Below are 22,741 nucleotides of genomic sequence, written 5' to 3' on the forward strand. Positions count from 1 at the left end.
TGAGTTTCTCCCGTTGATTATTGGTTACGCGGCGTGGGTTGCAGACAGAAACCCGCGCAGTCGTTCTGATTTGGGCGCGCCAAAAAGCTCATCCGGCGGCCCTTGTTCTTCGATCAGGCCCTGATGCAGAAACACGACGTGGTCGCTTACATCATGGGCCAGTTTCATGTCGTGGGTGACGATCAGCATAGTCCGCCCTTCAGCGGCCAAATCCTTGATCACCTTGACAACTTCCTGTTCCAGCTCCGGATCCAGCGCGCTGGTCGGTTCGTCAAACAGCAGCGCCTCCGGCTCCATGCACAGCGCTCGGGCAATGGCTGCGCGTTGCTGCTGACCACCAGAGAGCTGAGCCGGGTAGACGTCGCACTTGTCGCCGATGCCGACCTTGTCGAGATATTTGCGCGCCGCACGTTCAACTTCGGCCGGGTCGCGGCGCAGGACGGTCACGGGCGCTTCCATCACGTTCTGCAGGATGGTCATGTGGGCCCACAGATTGAACTGCTGAAACACCATCGACAGGTTGGTGCGGATGCGCAGCACCTGTTTGGGATCTGCCGGACGGCGGCCATGGTCATGGCCTTTCCACGTCACCGCCTCGCCCTTGAATACCACATCACCTTGCTGGCTGTCTTCGAGCAGGTTGCAGCAACGCAAAAGGGTGGATTTTCCCGACCCGGACGACCCGATGAGCGATACGACATCGCCCCGCTTTGCCTTGATATCCACGCCTTTCAACACTTCCAGAGGGCCGTACGCCTTGTGCAGGTCTCGGATTTCAATAACGGAAGTGTCTGACACGTGGATTGGCTACGTTTGTTTCGATCAGCCGGTATAAGGGAGGAAAACATGTGCCTTGTCCACGGGCAAAAGGGACGTTTTGACTGCCATTTGCGCAAATTGACGTAGGGAGAACCCGGTTTGGTCAAGGCGCAGGCGGAATCGGTAAGGCGAGATACGCGGATGGCGGGAGGTTCACGATTCCCTTGAGGCGAAGCGCGCAGCGATCTTCGTGCGACAGGTTTGAAATAGCGGTTTCGATGGAATCGAATATCGGTTTGGGATCACGTTCCCGGGCCGTGATGTAGGGCAGCGCAGGCGTGGGCGCCGTGCGATCAAAAGCGTCCAGATATTCGGCAGCGTCGGTGTCCTCTGACGCCCATAGAAGCAGGGTCAACGCGTCAACGGCCGCATAGTCCGCCTTGCCATTCAGCACAGCCTTGATGCTTTCGATATGCGCCCCGGTCTGCAGGGTTTTCCCCGGCTTCAGCTTGCGTTCTTCTAGGTGCGCCAACGGGGCAGCCCAGCCTGATTGCGACAGTGGATCATTGAAGGCCATCAAACCTTGCCGCGACAAGTCTGCAAGGTCACGTGGATCGTCGCGTCGGAGAATGAGGTAGCTGAAGTAGTGCCCGGGCGGACAGTCGGGCAGATCGTAGTCGGGCGCACCAACAAGCGTGACACTATCATGCAATCGCGCCCGGTAGGGCAGTCCGCATGTCTGAGCCAAAAGCAGGTCAGGCGATTGCCATTCGGCCCACGGATCCCCACCACGGCTCAGCTGATCCGGCCCATACCCAAGGGAGGCGCGTATCGCATCCCAGAACCGATCATGGGCGCCGCGCAAATGCGGCATGTCGTACATGCCGAGCGATGCAATCACCCCGCAACCCGTTGGCGCGCCTTTGCGCTGTCCTGATCGGTGATGCCCAAAAGGTTGGTGACAAGACGCAAAAGCGCATCTTCTTCCTGCGCGCGTTGACCATCGGCCAGCACCACTTTCCACAGTGCCTCGACGACAGCCAGCCGGTCTTCGTACGCGACGGCCTCTTTGATCGCCCGGGTGAAGCGGACCGTGTCCGGTGCATCCGCCTCCATCGCCTCAGCTTCGGTGCGTAAAGCATTGGCTTCTTGGTGGGAAAGCTCATAGCGATCCTGTGTGATCTGATCGATCAATGCACGTTCGTCGCCGGAATAGTCGTAGTCGGAGCGGGCCACGCGGACCAGCAATGCGGTCAGGGCCAGCCGTGCGTCAGCGTCGGCGATCTGGGCGGGCTCGGGCTGGATCAGCCGTTTGAGGAGGTCTTGGAACATGGGTGCGGATATATGGCCGTTGTGCCTATTCGCCAAGCGCACGGGTGCGAATGTCCGCGCTGTCGTCTGCCGTGATGCCAAGTGCCGCTTCGATCTGGTGCAGGACATCCTCTTCGATGCCGGCATGTTCGCCGTCCGCCAGCAACACCTGCCACATCGCCATTGCGAGGCCGAGCCTGTCGGCATAAGCCACTGTTTCTCTGAGAATATCTGTGAATTCAGGTGTGCCGGGCGCGTGCCGTTCAAGCGCCTCGCACGTGGCGCGCAGTTTCGCCGCTTCCAAGGGTTTCAGATCGAAGGTGGCTGACAGAATTTTGTCAATCGCGGCCACTTCGGGTGCTTGGTATTCGCGGTCTGCCATGGCGACCCGGACCAGCAATGCGCCGAGGGCAAGCTGCGGCGTGGGTTCCGGCAAGGGTTTGGTTTCCTTGGGTCTTTTGGGGAAAAGGCGTTCGAACATGGCGTGTCACTTCAATTGGTCAAAGCGAGTTTTCAGATTTGCGGCCTGTTCGGCAAGACCGAAGGGCGGATTGATCACAAAAAGGCCAGAACCAACCATGCCGTGACCGGGTCGCGCGGGGGGAAAACGGACCTCGTGACGCAGTGCGGTCGGATGATCTTTTTCAAGCGCTTTCAGCATGTTGCTATGTGCACCTGATGTCAGGATTGGATACCACAAGACGATAATGCCTACATTCCACGCACGTGCGTATTTTTTTATGTGACCGGGTATCGTTGCGTAATCTTCTTTCACCTCGAAGCTGGGGTCGATCAGCATCAGGCCGCGCCTTGGCGTCGGAGGCAGGATCGAATGGGCCATGGCAAACCCGTCGGCGCGGTGAACCTTAGCTGTTGGCAACGCCAGTTCCAGCGCGTTGTGCTCTGCTGGGTGCAGTTCCGCCACCGTCAGCACGTCATTGTCCCGAAGCGTTTGCACCGCGATCATTGGAGAACCGGGATAGGCGTTTTCACCATGTAATTCATGGGTTTGCTGAAGGCATCTCATGTACACGTGGTTGCTTGGAAACCAATCCTTTACCCGCGCGATACCTTGCGCTGCTTCGCCGGTCTTGAGGGCTTCGTCGGCGGACAGGTCATAGAGCGCCCGACCGCCATGGGTTTCGATATAGCTGACCGGTTTGTCCTTGCGTGTGAGGTAGTCCAGCATCCATGCCAGAACGCTGTGTTTGTGGACATCCGCGAGGTTTCCGGCATGGTATATGTGCTGGTAGCTGAGCATGGGGGCTTATGGCCCGGAGGGCACCGTACGCGCAACGGTTAACAGGGTACTCCATGCATCGACATGGAAACCTGCGTTAACGCCTTCAAAAAAAGGGAAATCGGCCTGTCACCCCGCGTACACCCCCTGTGCACCCCCCGTACACCGGTTGTGCAGCTTTGGGCGGTTTAACGGACCGTGCGCTGCCAAATCCTGCCAGGTGGTTAACGTTGTCGGGGGCGGAGGCGCGGGGCGATCCGGAGGGCGGCCAAAAGGACCAGTGCGCTCAGGCCGTATTTGGTCACGGTTTCCATCGTGCCCTCGATCAGCAAGACGTGGATCACCGTGCCGACGGCAATTATCAGGGCAAGTGCCACATGCGCCCGTCGCCATGTCATCGGGCGGAGGGCGACGCGTTTGCGCAGCGCCGCCATGAGTGCTGCGGCGAACACGGCCCACATGGCGATGACACCCCAAGCAGAAAACGGCGTGGGCGAGGTGAAGGTCAGTGCGTCGATCACATCCGGCGGGCTTGTGATCCAGAGGCCTATGACATGCGTGAGAACTGCCATCAGCAGCAGCGTCCCTGTCAGGCGGTGCACCCGCCGCGCGCGGGCCGGGGACAGGTGGGGTAGATCACCGGCGGCCAGAAGGGGCTGCAGCAGCAGGAGCGTCATGCCGAAGATGCCAGCAAAACCCGATGCGATGTAGATGCCTTCGCGCCATTGCAGAAGGGGGCTGAACCCCGCCGCTACGAGCGGCGCAGCAATTGCGATGGCCAGCGCGGCCCATGGGATGATGCCGCGCATGGGTTCGGGGTCAGGCCTGTTGCAACACGAACTGAACGTCGAGCGTTGTGTCGGAGGCGCTGGACATGATTGGGCGCAGGAACACGGTTTGGAAGCCGCCCGCGTCAAACTCTGCATCGTAAGCGAGATGGCCGTGGGGCTGCCCAAAGGCCGGCACGATTTGCGGCATATCCATCTGGAACCGGCCTTGTGCATCCGTGAGCGTGGCGCCGTGGCTGCGTTCGTCCCGTTCGTGTCCTTCGGTTGTGTGTGCCCACATCTGGATGCGGGCGTTGGGGATTGGTGCACCGTCACCAGCGCGTAGAACGGTCCCGGTCATCAGGAAGCCACCGCCGCCGATGCGGTCAACGATTGGCGCGCCGGGGCGGTAGTTGTTGGCGCCGCCGCGCATGGTGAGGGTCGGGGCGACGCCTGCGGCGCGGGCGGGGATCGTCAGGCCGGAGGTCAGCAATGCGGCCGTGCCGGTCGCCAGAACGGTGCGTCGGGGCAAAGAGGTGGTCATAAGCATGTTTCCTCGGTTGGCGGTTGCCTATGAGGTAAGAGAGTATCACGTCGGATAAACCGGGGTCACGGGGTCGTGATAAATGTCCCAGACCAAATGGCGAAAAAAACGTGTGAACAGCTATTCGCTGATCGTGCTGCCGATGGCATCGAGGGGGAGAACCTCGGGACTGTTGCCGTCGTATTGAGACAGAACGGACGCGACGCCGAACATTGGTTTCCAACCCAATCGGGTGATGGCTCGTTTGGGATCATACACCCGGTCGATGCGGGGTGGCAGTGACCAGCCGCGGTTGTCAAAGGCCTTGGCAAGATCGGGCGCGCGGCGTCGGATGACGTGCGGTGCATCATGCCAGAGTTCTTCCTGATCGCTTTTCTGGAATGGGGTTTGGCCAGAGGCGATAAACACTTCGAAAGGCGACCCGGAATGGGACAGCGCCAGGGTGTGTGCATGGGCCACGTCGCGCGCGTCGATCCCTCGGTGCAGTCGGTAAACGGCCATCATCGGGGCAGGTTCGGGAAAGCAGCGCGACATGCGGATCACCCGCACCGCCAGATCGTCAGACGCCGCGCTTTGCAGCATGTCTTCGCCTTCGAGCTTTGTGCGGTGATAGATCGTGCGTGGTTGGGGTGTGGTGTTTTCGTTGATCCAGCTTGTCTGTCCCTCCTGTTGCGAGGCGTATCCATAAAGCGCCGTGGTGCTGGTGAAGATCAGGGATTTCACACCGTTTGTACGGACGGCATGTAATACGTTGGCTGTGCCCTCGATGTTGATCCTCGCAAATTCCGCTTCGGGCGTTGTGGGGACGTGGGGCGCATGGAGTGCGGCGGCGTGAAACACCGCATCGGCACCGGCACAGGCGCGTTGGAGCGCTGTGTGGTCGCAAATATCCGCAATCACGTGGGTGAAATTTGAGGGCGCGCGATCAACGCCCACAACCTCGTTGTTCTTAGACAGGTGGCGCACAATGGCGCTGCCAATCCTGCCTGACGATCCTGTCACGACGTATCTGCCCATAGGATTGGTGTGCCCCGTTTGCGCATTGCAGGCAACTGCGCGGCGTGGCTGTCGGCTTGGGCCTAGGGATGGATAGGATCCGTTAGGCGGGTCGATGCCGTGACACACGCCGTGCGACCAGAATCCGCCGAACGTGCAAGCGCGCAGAGATTTTGGTGGTCAGATCAGCATGCTTACATGATCTTGACGCGGAACAAATCGAGACAAAGCGGACCAGTTGCATGCCCCCTTCACGTCCGGCACCGGAAGCAATTGAGAATTTCATTTCTGCTTGCATAGCGGCCTACAGGCCGCTGGGCATGTTTCGTGCGCCATTGTTCGATGATGTGGCCGAAGTCATTGCGAAGCTGGATCAGGACTTCGACATTCTGGACCCTGTCGTGGGCAGCGAAACTGGCGAAATCTATACGCTCTTGCTGGCTTTGGACAGGGAAACGGCTGTTCACTTCAGTCTAAGGAATATCGGGACGTATCAGCAAACAGTGACCGATATGCTGAGGTGTTTTGCCAATGATGTTGCCGTTCAGGAAGCGGGGCAGGATGGCATTGTCACCTTGCACCTGACGGGGAATTTGAAAAGCAGGAGGCTCAATGCGGACGTCGCGAACTTCGCATTGACACAGGCCTTTGCGCCGGATTGGCCTTGGACGGATGCATTCTTTGTCGAGCAGATGTTGGGGCGCTTTCTGGGGGTCGGTGAGGTGCAGTGTTTTCGTGTGACCGGGGTGGACTTTGATCAGGCGGTCTATGTCTTCCCACCGCACGAGGATGCTGGCGATGTCCTGCATCGCTTTGAGGTCGAGCATCTTGAGGATTGGGAGCGTAGTACCGAGTTAAGGGCGGAGAACCTTCCGGAACTGCCGCAGCCCACGCCAGAGAACATCGAGGAGCTTTATGAAGAGCTGGGCATAGGGGCTGTGCGCGACAAGGACATGAACCTTGAACAGATTGCGTTGTTGACTGCCGACTACCTCGAACAGCGCCAGGTCAAGGCATCCATCTGGCAGGTTGGTTTTGACTGGTTTGTCCGGGCGCTTTGGGTGGTCGTGATCCTGTACGTCATCCGCACGGTATTGCTTCTTGCGTTCGGCTTCGGGTCGGACTGGCCCATCTAGCCATCCCAGACAAGCCTGTCCGTGAACGCAATGCCCGACCGTTTTGACAACGGCCCGGCGCGGGATCACACCAGCCGGGACATATCCTTGGCCGCGCGTACGAAATCCTGGAACAGCGGGTGAGGATCGAAGGGTTTGGATTTCAGTTCCGGGTGGAACTGCACGCCAATGAACCACGGGTGATCTGACCATTCCACGATCTCTGGCAGTCGGCCATCCGGCGACATGCCCGAAAAGCTGAGCCCCGCCTTTTCAAGCTGCTCGCGGTACTTGATGTCGACCTCGTAGCGGTGGCGGTGGCGTTCGTCGATCGTGGTGGTGCCATAGGCTTCGGCCACGCGGCTGCCCTCTGCTAGGGTGGCGTCATATGCCCCAAGACGCATGGTGCCGCCCTTGTCGTCGCCGACCTTGCGTTCGACCTTGTGATTGCCCTGCACCCATTCCTTGAGGTGGTAGACCACTGGTTCAAACCGTTTCTTGCCTGCTTCGTGGTCAAATTCCTCGGACCCTGCGGTTTTCAGACCAGCCATATTGCGCGCCGCTTCGATCACCGCCATTTGCATGCCAAGGCAGATGCCCAGGTAAGGTACCTTGCGAGTGCGGGCGAACTCGGCCGCCTTGATCTTGCCTTCAGTGCCACGCTCGCCAAAGCCACCGGGCACGAGGATGGCGTTGAAGCCTTCGAGATGGGGCGCAGGGTCTTCGTTGTCGAACAGCTCGGCATCGACCCATTCGACCTTAACCTTGACCCGGTTGGCCATGCCGCCGTGGGTCAGTGCCTCGGCAATCGATTTATAGGCATCTTCAAGCTGGGTGTATTTGCCCACGATGGCGACCTTCACCTCACCTTCAGCATTGTGGATGCGGTCGCTGACATCTTCCCATTTGGCCAGATCCGGCTTGGGGGCCGGGCTGATCTGGAAGGCGTCGAGCACGGCCTGGTCCAGCCCTTCGGCGTGGTAGGCGAGGGGGGCGTCGTAAATGGTGCCGAGGTCCTGCGCCGCAATCACGGAGTCGGGGCGGACATTGCAGAAGAGGGCGAGCTTCTCGCGCTCCTTGACGGGGATTGGCCCTTCGGACCGGCAGACAAGGATGTCCGGGGCGATACCGATGGAGCGGAGTTCTTTCACCGAGTGCTGTGTCGGTTTGGTTTTCAGCTCACCGCTGGCCTTGATCCACGGCAACAGCGTCAGGTGCATGAAGATGCACTGGCCGCGTGGCTTGTCCTGGCTGAACTGGCGGATGGCTTCAAAGAAGGGCAGACCTTCGATGTCGCCCACGGTGCCGCCGATCTCGCAGAGCATGAAATCGACTTCGTCATCGCCGATCTCGATGAAATCCTTGATCTCATTCGTGACGTGGGGGATGACTTGGATCGTTTTGCCAAGGTAATCGCCACGGCGTTCTTTTTCGAGGACATTGGAGTAGATGCGGCCCGACGACACGGAATCGGTCTTGCGCGCGGCCACGCCGGTGAAGCGTTCATAGTGCCCGAGGTCGAGGTCGGTTTCCGCGCCATCGTCGGTCACGAACACTTCGCCATGTTCAAAGGGCGACATGGTACCGGGATCGACGTTCAAATAGGGGTCCAGTTTACGCAACCGTACGGAAAAGCCACGGGCCTGCAAAAGCGCGCCAAGGGCAGCCGATGCCAACCCTTTGCCCAGCGATGACACAACGCCGCCCGTGATGAAAATGTAGCGTGCCATGTGGTGCAGTCCCCCGTGGTTCAATCAGGCCTTCAGGCCACTGTGAGCAGACGCATGAAAGCGTTCCCCACGGGACCTCAGTATAACAGGATTCGGTTTCACGGGGCAAGGATGCCGCAACATCATGTTGCAGCTTTTCCTATCTCCGCAAGGTTTTGTTTAGTCGGCGCTGGGGACCAGCGGTGCGTCGTCGTCAGCCGTGGGTGGCAACAGGTCGCTGCCAGGCGGCACCAGATCGTCTGCAGGCGCGTTCTGTGCGGGCGGCGTGATGCCCAGCTGGTCAATGACGGACGTGCCGGATGCGTTCTGTGCCGCAATGATCGTCAGCGTGATCGAGGTGATTGTAAAACCGATCCCGAGGATCCAGGTCACTTTACCCAGCGCGGTGGCTGCTGGCCGGCCCGTGGCCGCGCCACCTCCGCCGCCGCCCATACCAAGCCCACCCCCTTCGGAGCGCTGCATCAGCACAACGGCAATCAGGCCGAGGGCGAGGATCAGGTGGATGATCAGGACGACGTTTTCCATGAAGCGTTCAAGGCTCTTTGCTGCGCGATGGGCGGTATCTATGCAAGTTTGCGAAGCGGGGCAAGTGCGGTTTCGGCCTCTGGACATTTGTGTACGTGGGGTTCCATGATCGGGTCATGCCACATGACCATTCCGACCACGATCACCCGCATTCGTTGTTGCCCTCTGACCCTGCGTTGCGGGTCAAGGCGCTTGAAACCATCCTGACGCAGAAGGGGCTGATTGATCCTGCCGCGCTCGATGAGATCATAGACACCTATGAAAACAAGATTGGCCCCAAGAACGGTGCCCACGTGGTGGCCCGGGCGTGGTCCGATCCTGATTTCAAGGCCGCTTTGCTGGTGGACGCCGATCCGGTGCTGGCCGAGCTTGGCTATTACGGGCGGCAGGGCGAACATATGGTGGTCGTCGAGAACACCGAGACCGTGCACAACATGGTCGTTTGCACGCTCTGCTCGTGCTACCCGTGGCCGCTTCTGGGCATTCCGCCAGGCTGGTACAAGTCTGATGCGTACCGATCCCGCGCCGTGCGTGAGCCGCGTAAGGTGTTGGCCGAGTTCGGTGTGACCTTGCCCGAGGGGCAGGCGGTGCGGGTGTGGGATTCGACCGCAGAGGTGCGCTACCTCGTTCTGCCGCAACGGCCCGAGGGGACTGAAGGCATAGATGAGGCCGCGCTGATGGCACTGGTTACTCGTGACAGCATGATTGGCTGTGGTTTGGTAGTGTCACCATGACGCGCGTGCACGACATGGGTGGTCGCTTTGGGGACGGTACCGTCGTGCCAGAGCCCGAGGATGTAGTCTTTCATGCCGATTGGCATCCGCGTGCATTGGCGATCACGCTGGCGTGCGGATCGCTGGGGTTATGGAACATTGATGTCTCGCGTCACGCGCGGGAATGTCTGTCCCCCAAGGATTACACGCGCTTTTCCTACTACGAAAAATGGATGGCTGCGCTGGCTGATCTGCTGGTCGATACCGGGGCTGTGAGCCGCGAAGAGCTGGCAGAAGGGGCGGCACGGGAACCGAGCGATCTGGCGGGCAAGCGATTGGCTGCGGATGCTGTGGCCGAGGTTCTGGCCAAGGGTGGTCCTGCAACGCGCCCAAGCAATGTTGCCGCCCTTTTCGCTGCTGGGGACACGGTGCGCATTCGGTCGCTCCCGGAGAATCTACAAACGCCCGGTGGGCACACCCGGTTGCCCGCCTATGCTGCCGGTGCTGAAGGAACAATCGTGCGGCAGCATGGAACGCATGTTTTGCCCGACAGCAACGCGCACCGCATGGGCGAAGCGCCCGAACCGCTTTACGCCGTGGGGGTCAAGGCGCGGGACATCTGGGCGCATCCGGAACATCCCGAAGACGAGGTGATCCTTGACCTGTGGCAAAGCTATCTGTCAGCCAAATGACGCCCGAGCCGAGTTTCGAAGCCCCATGGCACGCCCAGCTCTTTGCGTTGACCGTGCATCTGAACGAAGCAGGTCATTTTGCCTGGCCTGACTGGGCCGCCCGCTTTGGCGCAACGTTGAAGCGGCATGGTCTGGCGAAAGAGCTGAATGGCGGGGACGACTATTTCATCGTGTGGCTCGAAACGCTCGAGGCGCTGATGACGGAAACAGGGGCCGCCGAGGCAACCGCGCTTTCGGATATGCGCGCAGCATGGGAAGCCGCCTATATGCGTACACCGCACGGGCAGCCTGTCACGCTGGATTGATCCTTCATCTTGCCAGATAAACTTCGGGGGTTTGGGGGCTGGCCCCCAAGGATGAGATTTTTCGGCGAAAAATCTTGGCGCCGTAGCTACTCGTCCACGTCGTCCATATCCGCCTGCCCCGACAGGCGCCGCCGTACATGGCTCCAGTTCAGGCCGACCCCCAGCACCAGAGACAGGGCGAACACCCCCAGCCATGTGTTGAGGTTCCCGTTGTCCAATGTGAGCAAGCCGAGGTCATAGAGCACCCAAAGCACCGCGCCGACAACAGCCAGCACCAGCGCCATGCCGAACCCGCCAATGGATCGCAGCGTGGCGCGCAAGTAGATGATGTAGCCGATCAGCAAAAGCAGCCCGGCAAGAACCGCAATTGAGAGATTGTTTGGCCCATGCTGCGCGGCCCAGGCCAAGTAGTTGTATTCCGTCGGATTGTAGGTGACGGCCAGAAGGCCAAAGGCGAAAAGCCAGCGTGCGAGAAAGCCCATGGGGGTTGGTCCTTGGATCGTGCTGATGCGTTGATGGCCTGAAACCTGCGCTAGTCGCAAGCGGCAGGAGCCTCCGGCGGTGGTATTTTTCGTCAGAAGAAACACAGATACCGGTTTGCCTCGGCTTCTGGTGTCGCTATACGGGCGCGGGTTTGCTTTCTGAAAGGGCATCAAATGGCCAATGTGGTGGTTGTCGGCGCACAATGGGGCGACGAGGGCAAGGGCAAGATTGTCGACTGGTTGAGCGAGCGGGCGGATGTCATTGCGCGCTTCCAGGGCGGACACAATGCCGGGCACACGCTGGTCATTGATGGTGAGGTCTACAAGCTGCATGCGCTGCCTTCGGGCGTTGTGCGTGGTGGCAAGCTGTCTGTCATTGGCAACGGCGTGGTGCTGGACCCCTGGCACCTTGTGTCCGAGATCGAGACTTTGCGTGCCCAGGGTGTAGAGATCACGCCCGAGACGCTGATGATTGCCGAAAACACGCCGCTGATCCTGCCCATTCATGGTGAGTTGGACCGTGCGCGCGAATCTCAGAACTCCGTGGCGAAGATCGGAACGACAGGCCGCGGTATCGGCCCGGCCTATGAGGACAAGGTGGGACGCCGGGTTGTGCGTGTGGCTGATCTGGCCGACCCCAAGACCCTTGAGCTGCGCGTGGATCGAGCCCTTGTACATCACGATGCACTGCGCCGTGGGCTTGGCCTTGATCCGGTGGATCGCGATGCGCTGCTTACCAAGCTCAGCGAGGTGGCACCCGCCATTCTCGAATATGCCGCCCCGGTCTGGAAGGTGATGAACGAGGCGCGCAAGGCTGGCAAACGCATCCTGTTCGAAGGGGCGCAGGGCGCGCTTCTGGACATTGATTTCGGCACCTATCCCTTTGTCACGTCTTCAAATGTGATTGCCGGGCAGGCCGCAACGGGTGTTGGCATGGGACCAGGCAGCATCGATTTCGTACTTGGCATCGTCAAAGCCTACACCACCCGTGTGGGCGAGGGGCCGTTCCCGACCGAGTTGGAAGATGCGGATGGCCAGCGTCTGGGTGAGCGCGGGCATGAGTTTGGCACAACGACCGGCCGCAAGCGCCGTTGCGGGTGGTTCGATGCCTGTCTGGTGCGCCAGACCTGTGCGACGAGCGGTGTGAATGGGATTTCGCTGACCAAGCTTGATGTGCTTGATGGGTTCGAGACGCTCAAGATTTGCGTGGGCTACGAACTGGATGGCGAAACGCTGGACTATCTACCGACCGCCGCTGACCAGCAGGCGCGCTGCACCCCGGTGTACGAAGAGATGCCCGGTTGGTCGGAATCGACCGAAGGCGCGCGCAGCTGGGCAGACCTGCCGGCCAACGCGATCAAATATGTGCGCCGGGTCGAAGAGTTGATCGATTGCCCTGTTGCCCTACTTTCCACCTCGCCCGAGCGTGAGGATACGATCCTTGTCCGGGACCCCTTTGCCGACTGAGGAGCCTCGCATGGCGCTGCGCTACAAGACCCGGAAACGGCTGGCTCTGCTGATCCTGATCGTGGCACTGCCGCTCTATATCGTGGCGGCTGTGTCCATCGTCGGGCTGTTCGAGCGCCCGCCGATCCTTGTTGAGTTGTTGATCTATGTCGGCTTGGGCGTCATCTGGGCGTTTCCACTGAAGTTTGTTTTCAAGGGGATCGGTCAGCCTGACCCGGATGCCTGACGCGCCCGCCATGTGGTTTTGCTGAGCCGGTAGCATTCATAGAGCGCCGTGCCGCTGCTGAGCGTCCGTGTTTCAGTTGCGACGTGATCAACGCCCAGTTTTGCGGTCGCCCTTTGTGAGCGGATATTGTCCGTGCCGATGTGGAACCAGACGGCATCCATGTATTGGAAGGCGTGATCCAGCATCAGCGATTTCATTTCCCAATTCGCCGCACCTCCCCAATAGGCGCGTGTCAGGAAGGTAAATCCGATGCCGTATTCCCCCGGGCTTTCCGGGGCTGGGTAGTAGCGTGAGCAGCCGATGATGTCATTGCTGGCCCGGTCGATGACGACAAGCGTGCCACCTTCGCTCAGAAGCATCTGGAAATAGGGCGCGAACACTTCTGGCTTATAGCGGTCAGGCGACGGGTGGACCGCCCAGATGGCGGGGTTGGACGCTGCCTGTGTAAGTGCACCTTCATCTTCGGTCTGCAAGGGGCGCAGGTGCAGCTTGGGGCCGTTCAGTGTGGGTTGGTCTGGAAAGCTCATATGTGCATCAGCCATCAAAAAAGGCGCCCGTGCAAGGGCGCCTTTCAAAAGTTCATTTGTCGGACTTAGCCTGCTTCGCGTTGGTCCGGGCGGTAGCCGATATCGCCTGTTACGGCAAAGCGGCCGCCTCTGATCTTTTCGATCTTGCCCGCGCGCAGCAGCTGGCCGAAAGAACGCAGCCCGTCTTCCCGGCTGAAATCGCCTTGTTCGACCTGACGCACCTTGGTCATCAGTTGTGGGCGCGAGAATTGATCGCGACCTTCCACAAAGCTCAGATAGCTTGCGGCGGCTTCCAACAGGGACGGCAGGTCATGCGCGCCCATCTCAGATGCATAGTCAGCGAAATTGCCCGCATCTTCGGCGTTAGCGCCGTCATCCATCGCGGCCACGCGGCGTGGTGTGACAGGACCCTTGGGCGCGGCTTCAACGTCGACCCGCTGTTCCGCAACCAGCTTGAGCGGTGCAGGGCGGTCGCTGCTCGGGCGCTTCGCACCTTCGTTGCGGGCTTCGGGACGGCGGGGTTTGACGACGGATGCAAGGTCCGAGCGGAAGGCGCCTTCCTCTTCTTCGTCCTTCTTGCCGATGTCTGCATCCGCTTTTTTCGCCATGACCGCAGCTTTGAGATGCTGGAAGGCGTTGCGGCGGCGCGACCCTTCTGGTTCATCCATCTGGTTCTCGGCTTCGGCCATCAGGCGCTGCACGTCATCATCTTTGACGGCTTCGGGTTCTGCTGGCGTGTCTGCCTCTGCTTCGACGTCATCAACGTGGTCGTCGTCGACGTCTGTGTCGGCGTCCTCTGATACCGGCAATTCCGCCTCGACCTCGGCCAGCTCTGCCAACAGTTCGGCTTCATCTTCCGCAGACAGCGTGCTTTCAGCAGTTGAGTCCTCGACCTCTTCAAGCGCGCCGCTTGCGATGGCGGCGTCAATGTCCGCGCGTTTGACCTTGATCACGCGCGCGCGGGGATGGGCGGGCGCCTCCTCCGCTTCGAGTGTATCGACCTCTGCGCTGTCGTCAAAGAGGTTGTCGGCCTTGTCTTCTTCCGATGCAGGGCCATCGTCATCGGCTGCCAACAATGCGGCCAGCGTATCGAGACCAAGATCATCGTCATCATCCGCTTGCGAATCGGGAGCGGCCGCGATCACCTCTTCTGCTTCTGCTTCTGCTTCTGCTTCTGCTTCTGCTTCTGCTTCTGCTTCTGCTTCTGCTTCTGCTTCTACCGGTGCATCAGATTGGTCGGATTCGAGGCGTGCAAGGATGTCGCCAATGTCGTCATCGTCGTCATCGGCTGTGTCAGGCAGTTCGTCCTGAGCCGCTTTAATATCTTCCGCTGCAGAGATGAGGACATCTTCAGCCGTGACATCTTCGTCTACTGCTTCGGTGATGTCTTCGAAATCGACTGCCGGTGCGAAGGCGTCGGCATGTTCGTCTTCGAACATCTCTTCGTCTTCTACCTCGTCCTGGCTTTGCGATACGACGGCGCGGATGCGCTGCAGCTTTGCCGCAATGCTGTCAGGTGCCGCATCGGCCATGGCGGCCGTGGTCGTGTCGTCGACCAGTTCGGCTTCGACAGGGGTTGCCTCGACGGTGGATTGGGCAAAGAATTCTTCGGCTTCGGCTTCGGCTTCGGCTTCGGCTTCGGCTTCGGCTTCGGCTTCGGCTTCGGCTTCGGCTTCGGCTTCGGCTTCGGCTTCGGCTTCGGCTTCGGCTTCGGCTTCGGCTTCGGCTTGAAGATCGACCGCAACATCAGCTTCTAAAGGATCGACTTGGTCGTCGTCAGCGTTGTTTTCCGCAGCCTCGTCTTCATCCTGTGCGATAACGTCAGTCGCCGCTTCATTCACCGAATCCGCGATCTGCACATTGGTGTCGCTGGCTTCTTCAGACACCGGCGCCAGTGTTTCGGCCTTGGGTGCAGGGGCGACAATCGGGGCTGCTGCCGCGGCAAGGGCAACCGGCGACACCGCGCTGGCTTCGGGTTGTTGCGTTTCTGCGCTGAGAACAATCCGGCCTTCTTGCTCGCGTGCTTCCACGCGGCGCGAAATCTCGCGCTCGGCAATACGGGCCAGCATCTCTGCATCGGGCTGTGGGGGCTCGGCCCCGAAATACCTGTCATCGGACGCCAGATCGCGGAAATACTCCGCAATCGCCTTCATGGTGCCGAAACTATCGTCGAATCCTTCCAACGTGCACGAAAAGGTACCGTAGGAAACTGTTAAAATTTTATTATTATTCATCATCGGATGCTCGTCCTCTGCTGATATGCAAAGGTCGTCCTATGTGGCGCGGCGGGCTAAAGCGGCCCGAATCTGTGGTGCTGAGGGTATCATTTTGTGTCGACATTGTGATCTGTTTCCGAAAATTGCATTAATCCGGCATGACTTCGTCGATTGTTTACAGTTCTGAGCCCGTGGCATTGTTCGGCGGTGGCGAGGCAACTCTGGCCGATGTGGCGGAGATTCAGGCGCTTTCCGGCCCCTGCGTTGCGGCGGATGGAGGCGCGAAAATTGCTCTTGAAGCGGGCGTCGATCTGGATGCTGTGATCGGTGATTTTGACTCGGTTACGGCGGATATCTTGCGCAAAATTCCGACGGATCGTCATCACCATATTGCAGAGCAGAACAGCACTGATTTCGACAAGGCGCTGCGCCATATCGCTGCACCCGTGGTGCTGGCCGCCGGCTTTTTGGGAGGACGGGTAGATCACCAACTGGCCTGTTTTACAGTGCTGGCGCGTTATGCGGACCGGCCATGTATTCTGATTGGACGAGAAGAGATTGTCTTTCTGTGTCCGCCGCGCTTGGCCTTGGCGACTCGGCCCGGCGATGTTGTATCGCTCTATCCGCTGGCAGCGGTTGAGGGCACATCAACGGGGTTGTACTGGCCGATTGATGGCCTCGCGTTTCACCCGACCTCGTCCATCGGCACATCGAACGCGGCGGAAGGGGCTGTCACCCTCACCATGTCGGATCCAGCGATGATCGTGATTGCGCCGCGCCGTTGCCTGCCAACGCTTACGCAGGCGCTGGTGCAGGCGCCTCAAGCCGCGCGATGGCCCGTTCGCGCAGCACGATGTACAGCCCCGCCGCAATCGTGATGCAAATCCCGATGGCGGCCAGCCCGTTGGGCAGGTCGCGGAACACGATGAACCCGATGATCGTGGCAAAGGGGATTTCGAGGTACTGCATAGGGGCCAATGTGGCCGAAGGCGCGTAGCGCAGCGACCACGTCATCAGCAGGTGCGCCAGCGTGCCGAGACCGCCGATTGCCAGCAGCAACGTCCATTCAAAGCTGTTCGGAGTGATCAGTTCGATACCCGGCAGATCGCGCCCTTGCAGCAGATAGACCAGCGGCCCCATGATCACCACGGCCATCACGCCGCTGACCGCTTGCAGGCCAATCGGATCGGTTTCCTTGGCGATCTGGCGCGTGACCAGCATGAAGACCGAGAAATTCAGGGCGACGAACAGGGGCAGCAGTGCGGGCCAGCCCACTTCAATAAAGCTGGGTTGAACCACCAGAAGTGTGCCACTGAACCCAACGATGCAGGCCCAGACGCGGCGACTGCCGACTTCCTCGCCCAGAACGTATTTGCCCAGAAGCATCATGATGAACGGCATGACAAAGGCGATGGCCACGGCATCTGCCAAGGGCAGGTACTGTAAAGCCGTGAACATGGCGCCGATCCCGAGGATGTGCAGCACCGTGCGGAATAGTGTCAGCCAAAGCACCCGCCCGTGCATGCGCCACAGCCGCCGTCCTAGCCAGACAATCGGGATCAGGATCACCGCTTGCACGGCGAAGCGGATCAGAACCAGTTGGGACAGTGGAACCGATTGCCCCAAGACCTTTGCCACTGCGTCCCCGACAGGGGCAACAACGCAAAAGCCCAGCATCAAAAGGATGCCGAGAAGAGGGCGATCGTGAGTCATGGTGCCACGCTACCCGGTGCGGAGCGGAGTGCAACACAAGTATTGAGACTTGAATGACGCCAATTGGCGTCAGATCATTTGATAATCTGCTTCGTTGGTCTGCGGATGCACTCTTTGCTGCGCAAATTCGCCCACCCGCCGCCCCCGGACCATGGCCCTTTGACCGTCTGTGTGTCAGAATCGCGACCGCATCAGCAGTTCGGCACGTTGACCGCGAGCCCACCGAGTGACGTTTCCTTGTACTTCTCGCTCATGTCTGCCCCGGTTTGCCGCATGGTTTCGATGCAGGCATCGAGCGGCACCAGATGCGTGCCATCACCGCGCAAGGCAAGACTGGCCGCGCTGACCGCCTTGATCGCGCCAAGCCCGTTGCGTTCGATACAGGGCACCTGCACCAACCCGCGCACGGGGTCGCATGTCATGCCCAGATGATGCTCAAGCGCGATCTCTGCCGCATTTTCGATCTGCTGCGGTGTGCCGCCCATGACGGCGCATAGGCCTGCGGCAGCCATGGCTGCTGCGCTGCCTACTTCCGCCTGGCAGCCCGCTTCAGCGCCCGAAATGGAGGCATTGTATTTCACAAGGCCGCCAATGGCGGCAGCCGTCAGCAGGAAGTCCTCGATATGCGCTTCGGATGCGCCGGGAACGTGATCGAGGTAGTAGCGCACGGTGGCAGGCAGCACGCCCGCCGCACCGTTGGTGGGGGCCGTGACGACCTGTCCACCTGCTGCGTTTTCCTCGTTCACGGCCATGGCATAGACGCTCATCCAGTCATTGATGGTGTGCGGCGCTGTCAGGTTCATGCCGCGCTCTTCTATCAGCTTGTCATGGATGCCCTTGGCCCGCCGCTTGACATTCAAACCGCCGGGAAGCGTGCCGTCGGTTGTCAGGCCACGTGTGATGCAATCGTTCATCACCTGCCACAGCCGTTTTGTGCCTGACCGCAGGTGCGGATCGCCGTTGCGGGACACTTCGTTGGCGCGTTTCATGGCTGAAATGGTCTTGCCCGACCTCTCGGCCATCTCAAGCATTTCGGCAGCCGTTTTAAAGGGGTAGGGGACGGGCGCCCCTTCGTCCGTTGCCTTGCCTGCGGCCAGCTCCTCTTCGGTCATGACGAAACCGCCGCCGATAGAGTAAAAAACCTGCTGCAAGGTGACGTCGCCCTGCGCATCGGTGGCCATCAGGATCATACCATTGGCGTGGCCTGTCAGGGGTGTATCGTAGTCGAAGATTAGGTCGGTTTTCGGGTTGAAGTGCAGGGCAGGCAAGCCATCAGGATGCAGTATGTGCGTGTCTGAGAGTGTGGCCAGTGCTGTTTCGGCCTGATTGTGGTCGTAGGTTTCGGGGACAAACCCAGCCAGACCTAGGATCGTCGCCCGGTCCGTGGCATGCCCGACGCCCGTGAAGGCCAGTGAACCGTGCAGCGACGCGCGCACTCCGGCGAACTGGAAGGGCGAGGCGCGCATCATGTCGAGGAACCGCGCGGCGGCCACCATCGGACCCATCGTGTGTGACGAGGAGGGGCCGATACCGACCTTGAACATTTCGAAGACGGACAAGAACATCTAGAGTGCGGATCCTTCGGGTGGGTTCGGGCGCTGTGGCGCTGTAAACGGTGCGGGGCCCAATCCTTCGGCCCGTATGGCGATCTCGGTGGCAGGCCATGCGTCCGCCCGTTTGCAGATGTGGGACAGGCGCGGGCTGTGGGCAAGGGTAAACCAGTCACGATTGTCCGGGCCATAGATTGCGCACCAGCGCAGCAAACAGGCCACATAAAAATCGATGGCGGTCGGTGTATCGTCACCAAAGGCTTGGTTGGCGGCCTGTTCAAGGATCGCGAAGTCCCGCATCAGTGCGCGTCGCGCACCATCGGTGACCGACTGTTTCAGGCCGGGGTCATCACCGACCAACTTGTCCGGGTAGAACAGCAATTGCATGTGCGGGTGCACCGTGTTGGCGCAAAAGAACAGCCACTTGAGGAAAGCAGCGCGCCCTTCATCACCTGCCTTTGGGCCGATGACGCCATGTGTATCGACAAGCCAAAGCAGGATGGCGCCTGTTTCAAAAAGGGTGCCATCGGGTGTTTCGAATGTCGGGATCAGCCCGTTCGGGTTCAGTTTGCGATAGCTGGCACTGCATTGCTCCCGTTTTGAGCGATCCACAAGGACGGTGGAGTATGCCAGGCCAATTGTATCAAGCGCCAATCGAATGATCAGCGACGCGTTGTCTGGCGCATAGTGCAGAACGTGGCTCATGCATGCCATGTACCTTCGATAACGGCGCAAACGATGTCTCAAAACGACCAATTCGTCGGAGAAAAAGCCACGATTAACGACCCGTTTACCTTGGTGCGCTTCCTTAAAGCACGGAGGATTTCAAATGCGCTGGATTCTATTGCTGATGTCGCTGGCGGTCTGTGCGTTGCCTTGGCGGGCCACGTTTGCGCAGGAATTGTCTGGGCAGTATTTGGTTGATGTGCTGGTTGCGCGGACACCGGGGGCGACGCTGGACCGGATGCGGGCGCGCCCCGACGCCTTTGTTCAAGAGGCGGCCGGGCTGATCCTTGGCTATGGCGGGACGCGGGGATTGACCGCTTCGGATATCGAGACCGCAATCGCAGCGGAGAAAGCGCGTCTGCGCGCGCGGGAAATCCGCCGCCTGCTCGAAGCTGACTTGAATGATGACCTGACGGTCACCCGCGACGAGTTGAACGTTCTGCTGCGGGCCGCGTCGGCGACAATGCGGGGGCGGCTTCTGGTCTGGCACCGAAGCGCGGACACGGACAGCGATGGCTCCGTCCAATGGGCGGAGTTGCGCAGCCATGCAGCCAAAAGGGCGGACGCCGGGATGTCAGAAACGGCTATGGCTGCCATGCGCGCGATGATGACCTTTGATCTGAATGGCGACGACCATGTGGTCCTCGACGAGGTGCTTGAGGCGATGGAACTGCTGGGTGCGCCTGCCTGACAATCTGTTTCCGTAGCACAGTGCAGCAAATTGCACCCTTTGGGGTCGCAACGACGGGCCCGCGTGCGTATAAGCCCAGCAGCATTTGGGGAGTCGCACACATGTCCGGAGAACTGTCGCCCATCGACAAGGCCAAATTCGTCGCTGCAAAACGCGCCGCCGACTATGTCGAGGATGGAATGCGCGTGGGTCTGGGGACCGGATCAACCGCCGCTTGGCTGGTGCGCTGCCTTGGTGAACAGGTCCGCGAGGGCGGCTTGCAGTTCAAGGGGGTGCCGACGTCGACCCGAACGGCAGACTTGGCCCGTGAGGTCGGGATCGAAGTGATCAGCCTGGACGAGGCTAGGTGGCTCGACCTAACCATCGACGGCGCGGATGAGTTTGATGGCGACCTGAACCTGATCAAGGGCGGCGGCGGTGCGCTCTTGCAAGAAAAGATCGTGGCGACTGCTTCTGATCAAATGGTGGTGATCGCTGATATCGGCAAAGAAGTCGAACATTTGGGCGCGTTCCCTTTGCCGATTGAGGTCATTCCCTTTGGCTGGCAGACCACGCAGGCGCTGGTTGAGGAAACCCTTGTGTCCATGGACGTTCTGGGCCGTCAGTCGAGCCTGCGCATGAACGGCGAGCGCCCCTTCATGACGGACGAGGGGAACTACATCCTGGACCTGCATTTGCAGCGCATCGGCAACCCTCGTCAGCTCAGCCTGGTGATCAACCAGATGCCGGGTGTGGTTGAAAATGGTTTGTTCATCGATATTTGTGACGCCGTTGTCATCGGCTACGGCGATGGTCGGGTCGAGGTGCGAGATATCAATGAAGGCACAGTGGAACAGGATCGGCTCGATTTCTTGGAAAGCGACAACCTGTTCTCCGACCTTGCAGACTAAGGACACGAAACATGGCGGACTATGACTACGACCTCTTTGTGATTGGGGGCGGTTCCGGCGGTGTGCGCGCGGCACGCGTGGCCGCTGGTGAGGCCGGGGCGCGCGTCGCACTGGCCGAGGAAGACCGCTATGGTGGGACCTGTGTGATCCGGGGCTGTGTGCCCAAGAAACTGATGGTGTTCGCCAGCGAGTTCGGTGAGATGGCAGGGGTCGGCAAAGCCTATGGATGGTCGATGACCGCTGGAACCTTTGACTGGAAAGGGTTCCGGGGCCACCTGAACACGGAATTGGACCGGCTTGAGGGCGTGTATCGCAGTCTTTTGAAAAACTCGGGGGTTGAGACCTTTGACGCGCGCGCCAAGCTGAAAGACAAGCATACGGTCGAGCTGTCGACCGGCGAGACCAAGACCGCCAAAACGATCCTTATCGCCACCGGTGGGCGTCCGGTGCGACCGGATATCCCCAATGCCGATCTCGGTATCGTCAGCGACGATATCTTTCACCTCGAAACGCTGCCGAAGTCGATCCTGATCATCGGTGGCGGATACATCGCGTGCGAGTTTGCGTGCATCCTGCACGGGCTGGGCGTGGAGGTGACGCAGTATTACCGTGGTGCCCAGATCCTGCGTGGCTTCGATGACGAGGCGCGGGGCCTGATCGCCGAGTCTATGCGAGATCGGGGGATCAACCTTCATACCGGCACTAACATTGTTCAGATGGGACCGGCATCGGAAGACCATTCCGGCGCAATTCCAACCGCATCTGATGCTGCAATGGGCGCAGGCGCACAGCAGGACAACGTCATGGCATATGGCAGTGCAACGACCGTGGAACACAATGGCGATCGGGATGGCCCCATCTGGGTGAAGTCCACAATGGGCCATGAGAATGTTTTTGATACGGTTCTGTTCGCGACTGGGCGTGACCCGAACAGCACTGACATGGGGCTTGAAGATGTCGGCATTGACGTCGGTCGCCGGGGTGAAATTGTCGTGGATGAGTTTTCCAAGACAGCCGCCGACAGTGTCTACGCCATTGGTGATGTGACCAATCGGGTAAACCTGACACCGGTGGCCATTCGCGAGGGCATGGCATTCGTCGAAACGGTGTTCAAAGACAACCCGACGGCTGTTGATCATGACCTGATCCCGTCCGCCGTGTTCACCCAACCCGAGATGGGGACCGTTGGCCTGAGCGAGGAAGAGGCCCGCGAACAGGAAGAGGTCGAAGTGTACTGCACGTCCTTCCGACCGATGAAGACGGCCTTTGCCGGGAAAAGCGATCGCGTGCTCATGAAACTGGTTGTGTCGGTGGCCACGCGAAAAGTGCTAGGGTGCCATATCGTTGCCCCGGATGCGGGCGAAATGATCCAGCTGGCGGGGGTCGCCATCAAGATGGGAGCAACCAAGGAAGATTTCGACAGGACGGTCGCGGTGCACCCCACCATGTCGGAGGAGATCGTAACCATGCGGACGCCAATGCGGACTGCTTGAATTTTTGGGTAAAAATCACAGGTAATGCACAAGGTGCGGCACATGTCGCACGGCAAAAGGAGA

The 22,741-nt window shown here is 59.9% G+C and carries 26 protein-coding genes; 10 read left to right on the forward strand and 16 right to left on the reverse strand.

Annotated features, from left to right (window positions below):
• Nucleotides 1–24 precede the first annotated feature (24 nt).
• The 8 genes from IE087_RS11700 to IE087_RS11735 form a co-directional block, all read right to left on the reverse strand.
• Complete coding sequence (locus IE087_RS11700; protein ID WP_189369533.1) at nucleotides 25–798, reverse strand: ABC transporter ATP-binding protein; 774 nt, start codon at nucleotides 796–798, stop codon at nucleotides 25–27.
• A gap of 124 nt (nucleotides 799–922) precedes the next feature.
• A complete protein-coding gene (locus tag IE087_RS11705) occupies nucleotides 923–1,660 on the reverse strand; it encodes a phosphate/phosphite/phosphonate ABC transporter substrate-binding protein (protein WP_189369534.1) in 738 nt (245 codons plus the stop codon).
• Nucleotides 1,657–2,091, reverse strand: coding sequence for a tellurite resistance TerB family protein (locus IE087_RS11710; RefSeq protein ID WP_189369535.1), 435 nt, complete (start codon nucleotides 2,089–2,091; stop codon nucleotides 1,657–1,659). Before IE087_RS11710 ends, IE087_RS11705 begins: the two co-directional genes overlap by 4 nt.
• Nucleotides 2,092–2,116: 25 nt before the next feature.
• On the reverse strand, nucleotides 2,117–2,551 hold the full coding sequence (locus tag IE087_RS11715; protein WP_189369536.1) for a tellurite resistance TerB family protein: 435 nt from the start codon (nucleotides 2,549–2,551) through the stop codon (nucleotides 2,117–2,119).
• Nucleotides 2,552–2,557: 6 nt separating this feature from the next.
• The gene (gene rlmJ / locus IE087_RS11720) at nucleotides 2,558–3,331 is read right to left on the reverse strand and encodes a 23S rRNA (adenine(2030)-N(6))-methyltransferase RlmJ (protein WP_189369537.1); all 774 of its coding nucleotides are present in this window, start codon (nucleotides 3,329–3,331) and stop codon (nucleotides 2,558–2,560) included.
• 203 nt (nucleotides 3,332–3,534) lie between these two features.
• Complete coding sequence (locus tag IE087_RS11725) at nucleotides 3,535–4,119, reverse strand: ferric reductase-like transmembrane domain-containing protein (RefSeq protein WP_189369538.1); 585 nt, start codon at nucleotides 4,117–4,119, stop codon at nucleotides 3,535–3,537.
• 10 nt (nucleotides 4,120–4,129) lie between these two features.
• Nucleotides 4,130–4,621, reverse strand: coding sequence for a peptidase associated/transthyretin-like domain-containing protein (locus tag IE087_RS11730; protein ID WP_189369539.1), 492 nt, complete (start codon nucleotides 4,619–4,621; stop codon nucleotides 4,130–4,132).
• A 120-nt stretch (nucleotides 4,622–4,741) separates the two neighbouring features.
• Nucleotides 4,742–5,638, reverse strand: a complete 897-nt coding sequence (locus tag IE087_RS11735; protein WP_189369540.1) for an NAD-dependent epimerase/dehydratase family protein — start codon at nucleotides 5,636–5,638, stop codon at nucleotides 4,742–4,744.
• Nucleotides 5,639–5,859: 221 nt separating this feature from the next.
• Here IE087_RS11735 and IE087_RS11740 point away from each other — a divergent pair, with 221 nt between their 5' ends.
• Nucleotides 5,860–6,753 (forward strand): hypothetical protein, encoded by an 894-nt coding sequence (locus tag IE087_RS11740; RefSeq protein ID WP_229801359.1) that lies wholly within the window; start codon nucleotides 5,860–5,862, stop codon nucleotides 6,751–6,753.
• A 65-nt stretch (nucleotides 6,754–6,818) separates the two neighbouring features.
• Here the strand turns inward: IE087_RS11740 and pyrG are convergent, their stop codons facing one another.
• Both pyrG and secG read right to left on the reverse strand, forming a co-directional pair.
• Nucleotides 6,819–8,462 carry a CTP synthase gene (gene pyrG, locus IE087_RS11745; RefSeq protein ID WP_189369542.1) on the reverse strand — a complete coding sequence of 548 codons (1,644 nt, stop codon included), beginning with the start codon at nucleotides 8,460–8,462 and terminating at the stop codon, nucleotides 6,819–6,821.
• 159 nt (nucleotides 8,463–8,621) lie between these two features.
• Nucleotides 8,622–8,987, reverse strand: a complete 366-nt coding sequence (gene secG / locus IE087_RS11750; protein WP_189369543.1) for a preprotein translocase subunit SecG — start codon at nucleotides 8,985–8,987, stop codon at nucleotides 8,622–8,624.
• Nucleotides 8,988–9,103: 116 nt separating this feature from the next.
• Here secG and nthA point away from each other — a divergent pair, with 116 nt between their 5' ends.
• Genes nthA through IE087_RS11765 form a run of 3 tightly spaced genes read left to right on the forward strand, consistent with a single transcriptional unit; the run spans nucleotide 9,104 to nucleotide 10,697 of the window.
• Nucleotides 9,104–9,721 carry a nitrile hydratase subunit alpha gene (gene nthA, locus IE087_RS11755; protein WP_189369544.1) on the forward strand — a complete coding sequence of 206 codons (618 nt, stop codon included), beginning with the start codon at nucleotides 9,104–9,106 and terminating at the stop codon, nucleotides 9,719–9,721.
• Entirely contained in the window at nucleotides 9,718–10,392 is a 675-nt protein-coding gene (gene nthB, locus IE087_RS11760) for a nitrile hydratase subunit beta (protein WP_189369545.1), read from the forward strand. Before nthA ends, nthB begins: the two co-directional genes overlap by 4 nt.
• Nucleotides 10,389–10,697: a nitrile hydratase accessory protein gene (locus tag IE087_RS11765; RefSeq protein ID WP_189369546.1), complete on the forward strand. Its 309-nt coding sequence runs from the start codon at nucleotides 10,389–10,391 to the stop codon at nucleotides 10,695–10,697. Before nthB ends, IE087_RS11765 begins: the two co-directional genes overlap by 4 nt.
• 86 nt (nucleotides 10,698–10,783) lie before the next feature.
• Here IE087_RS11765 and IE087_RS11770 read toward each other — a convergent pair whose 3' ends face one another.
• On the reverse strand, nucleotides 10,784–11,179 hold the full coding sequence (locus IE087_RS11770) for a DUF6524 family protein (protein WP_189369547.1): 396 nt from the start codon (nucleotides 11,177–11,179) through the stop codon (nucleotides 10,784–10,786).
• A gap of 174 nt (nucleotides 11,180–11,353) precedes the next feature.
• Between IE087_RS11770 and IE087_RS11775 the strand changes: the two genes are divergently transcribed.
• Nucleotides 11,354–12,646: an adenylosuccinate synthase gene (locus IE087_RS11775; protein WP_189369548.1), complete on the forward strand. Its 1,293-nt coding sequence runs from the start codon at nucleotides 11,354–11,356 to the stop codon at nucleotides 12,644–12,646.
• 10 nt (nucleotides 12,647–12,656) lie between these two features.
• The gene (locus IE087_RS11780; protein ID WP_189369549.1) at nucleotides 12,657–12,872 is read left to right on the forward strand and encodes a DUF2842 domain-containing protein; all 216 of its coding nucleotides are present in this window, start codon (nucleotides 12,657–12,659) and stop codon (nucleotides 12,870–12,872) included.
• On the opposite strand, the gene IE087_RS11785 is transcribed toward IE087_RS11780, so the two are convergent.
• Nucleotides 12,851–13,414, reverse strand: a complete 564-nt coding sequence (locus IE087_RS11785) for a GNAT family N-acetyltransferase (RefSeq protein ID WP_229801360.1) — start codon at nucleotides 13,412–13,414, stop codon at nucleotides 12,851–12,853. The two genes, IE087_RS11780 and IE087_RS11785, sit on opposite strands and share 22 nt — an antisense overlap.
• A gap of 50 nt (nucleotides 13,415–13,464) precedes the next feature.
• Nucleotides 13,465–15,636, reverse strand: coding sequence for a hypothetical protein (locus tag IE087_RS11790; RefSeq protein ID WP_444545918.1), 2,172 nt, complete (start codon nucleotides 15,634–15,636; stop codon nucleotides 13,465–13,467).
• Nucleotides 15,637–15,773: 137 nt separating this feature from the next.
• Between IE087_RS11790 and IE087_RS11795 the strand changes: the two genes are divergently transcribed.
• On the forward strand, nucleotides 15,774–16,493 hold the full coding sequence (locus IE087_RS11795; RefSeq protein ID WP_189369551.1) for a thiamine diphosphokinase: 720 nt from the start codon (nucleotides 15,774–15,776) through the stop codon (nucleotides 16,491–16,493).
• On the opposite strand, the gene IE087_RS11800 is transcribed toward IE087_RS11795, so the two are convergent.
• The 3 genes from IE087_RS11800 to IE087_RS11810 all read right to left on the reverse strand — a co-directional run bounded on the left by IE087_RS11800 (nucleotide 16,411) and on the right by IE087_RS11810 (nucleotide 19,583).
• Nucleotides 16,411–17,328, reverse strand: coding sequence for a DMT family transporter (locus IE087_RS11800; protein WP_189369552.1), 918 nt, complete (start codon nucleotides 17,326–17,328; stop codon nucleotides 16,411–16,413). The genes IE087_RS11795 and IE087_RS11800 overlap by 83 nt on opposite strands.
• 191 nt (nucleotides 17,329–17,519) lie before the next feature.
• Nucleotides 17,520–18,893, reverse strand: a complete 1,374-nt coding sequence (locus tag IE087_RS11805; protein WP_189369553.1) for an L-serine ammonia-lyase — start codon at nucleotides 18,891–18,893, stop codon at nucleotides 17,520–17,522.
• A complete protein-coding gene (locus tag IE087_RS11810) occupies nucleotides 18,894–19,583 on the reverse strand; it encodes a glutathione S-transferase family protein (protein WP_189369554.1) in 690 nt (229 codons plus the stop codon).
• A 124-nt stretch (nucleotides 19,584–19,707) separates the two neighbouring features.
• On the opposite strand from IE087_RS11810, the gene IE087_RS11815 reads away from it, so the two are divergent.
• The 3 genes from IE087_RS11815 to IE087_RS11825 all read left to right on the forward strand — a co-directional run bounded on the left by IE087_RS11815 (nucleotide 19,708) and on the right by IE087_RS11825 (nucleotide 22,678).
• Nucleotides 19,708–20,295, forward strand: a complete 588-nt coding sequence (locus IE087_RS11815; protein ID WP_189369555.1) for an EF-hand domain-containing protein — start codon at nucleotides 19,708–19,710, stop codon at nucleotides 20,293–20,295.
• A gap of 101 nt (nucleotides 20,296–20,396) precedes the next feature.
• A complete protein-coding gene (rpiA, locus tag IE087_RS11820; RefSeq protein ID WP_189369556.1) occupies nucleotides 20,397–21,185 on the forward strand; it encodes a ribose-5-phosphate isomerase RpiA in 789 nt (262 codons plus the stop codon).
• An 11-nt stretch (nucleotides 21,186–21,196) separates the two neighbouring features.
• Nucleotides 21,197–22,678 carry an FAD-dependent oxidoreductase gene (locus tag IE087_RS11825; protein WP_189369557.1) on the forward strand — a complete coding sequence of 494 codons (1,482 nt, stop codon included), beginning with the start codon at nucleotides 21,197–21,199 and terminating at the stop codon, nucleotides 22,676–22,678.
• Nucleotides 22,679–22,741: the final 63 nt, after the last annotated feature.

The organism is Tateyamaria omphalii, from assembly GCF_014651375.1.
GTDB lineage: Bacteria > Pseudomonadota > Alphaproteobacteria > Rhodobacterales > Rhodobacteraceae > Tateyamaria > Tateyamaria omphalii.

Coding starts and splice junctions, on each gene's coding strand:
- IE087_RS11790 (WP_444545918.1), bottom strand. CDS start 15,636: ATGATGAATAATAATAAAATTTTAACAGTTTCCTACGGTACCTTTTCG.
- IE087_RS11740 (WP_229801359.1), top strand. CDS start 5,860: ATGCCCCCTTCACGTCCGGCACCGGAAGCAATTGAGAATTTCATTTCT.
- IE087_RS11715 (WP_189369536.1), bottom strand. CDS start 2,551: ATGTTCGAACGCCTTTTCCCCAAAAGACCCAAGGAAACCAAACCCTTG.
- IE087_RS11775 (WP_189369548.1), top strand. CDS start 11,354: ATGGCCAATGTGGTGGTTGTCGGCGCACAATGGGGCGACGAGGGCAAG.
- pyrG (WP_189369542.1), bottom strand. CDS start 8,462: ATGGCACGCTACATTTTCATCACGGGCGGCGTTGTGTCATCGCTGGGC.
- rpiA (WP_189369556.1), top strand. CDS start 20,397: ATGTCCGGAGAACTGTCGCCCATCGACAAGGCCAAATTCGTCGCTGCA.
- secG (WP_189369543.1), bottom strand. CDS start 8,987: ATGGAAAACGTCGTCCTGATCATCCACCTGATCCTCGCCCTCGGCCTG.
- IE087_RS11780 (WP_189369549.1), top strand. CDS start 12,657: ATGGCGCTGCGCTACAAGACCCGGAAACGGCTGGCTCTGCTGATCCTG.
- IE087_RS11815 (WP_189369555.1), top strand. CDS start 19,708: ATGCGCTGGATTCTATTGCTGATGTCGCTGGCGGTCTGTGCGTTGCCT.
- IE087_RS11730 (WP_189369539.1), bottom strand. CDS start 4,621: ATGACCACCTCTTTGCCCCGACGCACCGTTCTGGCGACCGGCACGGCC.
- IE087_RS11710 (WP_189369535.1), bottom strand. CDS start 2,091: ATGTTCCAAGACCTCCTCAAACGGCTGATCCAGCCCGAGCCCGCCCAG.
- IE087_RS11765 (WP_189369546.1), top strand. CDS start 10,389: ATGACGCCCGAGCCGAGTTTCGAAGCCCCATGGCACGCCCAGCTCTTT.
- IE087_RS11810 (WP_189369554.1), bottom strand. CDS start 19,583: ATGAGCCACGTTCTGCACTATGCGCCAGACAACGCGTCGCTGATCATT.
- IE087_RS11825 (WP_189369557.1), top strand. CDS start 21,197: ATGGCGGACTATGACTACGACCTCTTTGTGATTGGGGGCGGTTCCGGC.
- IE087_RS11785 (WP_229801360.1), bottom strand. CDS start 13,414: ATGGCTGATGCACATATGAGCTTTCCAGACCAACCCACACTGAACGGC.
- IE087_RS11805 (WP_189369553.1), bottom strand. CDS start 18,893: ATGTTCTTGTCCGTCTTCGAAATGTTCAAGGTCGGTATCGGCCCCTCC.
- nthB (WP_189369545.1), top strand. CDS start 9,718: ATGACGCGCGTGCACGACATGGGTGGTCGCTTTGGGGACGGTACCGTC.
- IE087_RS11800 (WP_189369552.1), bottom strand. CDS start 17,328: ATGACTCACGATCGCCCTCTTCTCGGCATCCTTTTGATGCTGGGCTTT.
- nthA (WP_189369544.1), top strand. CDS start 9,104: ATGCCACATGACCATTCCGACCACGATCACCCGCATTCGTTGTTGCCC.
- rlmJ (WP_189369537.1), bottom strand. CDS start 3,331: ATGCTCAGCTACCAGCACATATACCATGCCGGAAACCTCGCGGATGTC.
- IE087_RS11725 (WP_189369538.1), bottom strand. CDS start 4,119: ATGCGCGGCATCATCCCATGGGCCGCGCTGGCCATCGCAATTGCTGCG.
- IE087_RS11770 (WP_189369547.1), bottom strand. CDS start 11,179: ATGGGCTTTCTCGCACGCTGGCTTTTCGCCTTTGGCCTTCTGGCCGTC.
- IE087_RS11735 (WP_189369540.1), bottom strand. CDS start 5,638: ATGGGCAGATACGTCGTGACAGGATCGTCAGGCAGGATTGGCAGCGCC.
- IE087_RS11795 (WP_189369551.1), top strand. CDS start 15,774: ATGACTTCGTCGATTGTTTACAGTTCTGAGCCCGTGGCATTGTTCGGC.